At 47.7% G+C, this 1,722-nt stretch carries 2 protein-coding genes; both read left to right on the top strand.

Annotation, left to right across the window (positions count from 1 at the left end):
• Window positions 1-184: sodium-independent anion transporter (locus C7R94_RS29600; RefSeq protein WP_106786040.1), on the top strand; the 184-nt coding region annotated here is incomplete at its 5' end.
• Between the two features lie 215 nt (window positions 185-399).
• Complete coding sequence (locus C7R94_RS29595; protein ID WP_106786039.1) at window positions 400-1,629, top strand: MFS transporter; 1,230 nt, start codon at window positions 400-402, stop codon at window positions 1,627-1,629.
• Window positions 1,630-1,722 lie beyond the last annotated feature (93 nt).

The following is a 1,722-nucleotide window of genomic DNA, read 5'->3' as shown; positions in this document are numbered from 1 at the left end:
TCCTCAGCAGATTATCATTGACTTTTCTCGTTCCCATGTCTGGGATTTGTCAGCCGTTACAGCTATCTCGAAGGTCGTAGACAAATACAGACAGCTGGACAAATTCGTACTCATCACCGGACTTAATGAAGAAAGCAAACGATTGATTGATCGTGTGGGTATAAGCACTCCTGCCGGACATTAACCTGCCGATTTCAATGAAAATCCCCTAACGGATACAAGAGCTTCATCTCTTGTTGTTAGGGGATTTCCTTTTGTGCGAATGAAGTCAAGATTTCCTCTTATTTCATTTTTGCAATAGTCCGATCATATTTCCGAATTGGTCAGCATCATTTTGCAGTGCTAGAATGATCAATAACAATATTCCTGCTTTTTAACTGCAAAGGTTGTGACAGAAAGATGGAATTTTCATGGAAACGTAATTTGATTGTGTTATGGATTGGGGTATTCTTCTGTAGCACCGCCTACTCCATCTCCATCCCTTTTTTGCCCATCTTCCTCCATACTTCACTGGGGGTCAATGAGCATCTGGAGGCCTGGTCCGGCATTTCGTTTGGCATCACGTTTTTAGCAAGTGCACTTATTTCGCCATTTTGGGGCTCTCTTGCGGACAAATATGGACGAAAGCCGATGTTGATTCGTTCTGGATTTAGCCTCGCTTTGTTGTACTTTTTGACATATTTGATTACGGACCCTTATTTGTTTCTTGTGTTACGGATCTTCCAAGGCTTGCTTGCCGGCTACGTACCTGCCGCCATTGCGTTGGTAGCGACGAATACACCAGAAAAACACGTCGGGTACGCACTGGGGATTATGGCGACTTCGGGAGCAACAGGAGGAATCATCGGTCCGTTGGTTGGCGGTGTCGTCAGTCATGTATGGGGAAACGCGGAAGCTTTCATTTTTTCAGGATTTGTCGTGCTCGTAGCAGCACTGATCGCTACGTTCTTCGTGAAGGAAACGAACTTGAACCGCTCCGGCAGCCGCTCGAGTGTGCGGGAAGATTTGCGCGCTGCGATGGCAAACCGCCCGTTGATGTCGATACTGGGTATGAGCCTGATGGTCACGATTTCCGTTATGCTACTTGAACCTTTACTCACCGTGTATGTCATGCAATTGGGCGCTTCGCAGCAAGACGCTTCCCTCAGCTCCGGCATCATTTTTGCGGCGGTCGGAATCGCGACGGTCATTGCTGCTCCACAATGGGGAAAGCTCGGGTCAAAGGTCGGCTATTCCAAAATCTTGTTTATTGGCTTAATGGGTGGAGCGATCGGAAATTTACTGCAATTTTTCTTCACGAATCTGTTTGGATTTGGCATTTTGCGATTTGCGTACGGCCTGTTTTTTGCCGCTGTTTATCCATCGATCAACGCCATGATTGTAAAGGTCACGGAGCCAGAATTTCGCGGCAGAGCATTTAGCTTGAACCAATCCTCGACGCAGCTCGCGACGATGATGGGGCCGATCATTGGCGGTGTTCTCGGGGGACTCATCCCGATTCGCTACGTATTTATCATCAATGGCATTGCGCTGTTGATTACTGCCATCATGATTCGATCCAAACGATCACAATTGGTCGGACAGCCGTTGAAGCAGCAAACAACGGAGCGTCAGCTAGCTACGAAGTAACGAGAGTAGCCTGATCACATGCGAAAACTCCCTCTCAAGCGTACAGGTGAGCCCCTGACGATGACAGAAGGGAGTTTTTTCACGTCATCCCCG

The organism is Brevibacillus sp. NRRL NRS-603, assembly GCF_003013445.1.
Taxonomy (GTDB): Bacteria; Bacillota; Bacilli; order Brevibacillales; family Brevibacillaceae; genus Brevibacillus; species Brevibacillus formosus.
Note: the sequence above shows the minus strand (reverse complement) of the source record. Positions and strands in the feature narration are given on the sequence as shown.